We start from the raw sequence: 630 nt of genomic DNA, 5'->3' as shown, positions 1-630 counted from the left end.
GCCTGCGTTCACCGACAGGCTGCTCGCATACCTGGAAGAGCACAAGGACCACTGGCGACCCTCTGTCATAAATTTCGCCCGCAATTTCGTCGAGGGCGGGTTGAAGGGACGTGCCGTCACACGCGATGTGGAATGGGGCATCCCGGTTCCGCTGGAGGGATGGGAGGACAAGCGCCTGTACGTGTGGTTTGAAGCGGTAATGGGCTATTTCACCGCCTCGGTGGAATGGGCTGCGAACACCGGTCAGCCCGAAGCCTGGAAGGATTGGTGGTACAACCCGCAGGCGAAAATCTTCAATTTCATCGGCAAGGACAACATCCCGTTCCACACTATTATCTGGCAGGCTGAGTTAATGGGCGTCGAGCGCATCTACGAGGATGACAAAAGCAAACGGCTCAACCTGCCCTACGATGTGCCGGCGAACGAGTTTATGAATATTGAGGGCGCCCAATTCAGCAAGAGCCGCAACTGGGCGGTCTGGCTGCCCGACCTCCTTGAGCGCTATGACCCGGATGCGATCCGCTTCTACGTCACGTTCACCATGCCTGAAAACCGGGATAGCGATTTCTCCTGGGGGGAATTTGTCCGCCGGAACAACGACGATCTGGTCGCCACCTGGGGAAATCTCGC

Annotated in this window: 1 protein-coding gene; it reads left to right on the top strand. The window is 57.6% G+C overall.

Translation table 11 applies throughout. From position 1 onward, the window contains the following. Window positions 1-630, top strand: a 630-nt coding sequence (locus P1T08_18905; protein MDF1598141.1) for a class I tRNA ligase family protein, incomplete at both ends; no start/stop codon positions are given.

This window comes from Acidimicrobiia bacterium (assembly GCA_029210695.1).
Taxonomy (GTDB): domain Bacteria; phylum Actinomycetota; class Acidimicrobiia; order Spongiisociales; family JAHEDJ01; genus JAHEDJ01.
Note: the sequence above shows the minus strand (reverse complement) of the source record. Positions and strands in the feature narration are given on the sequence as shown.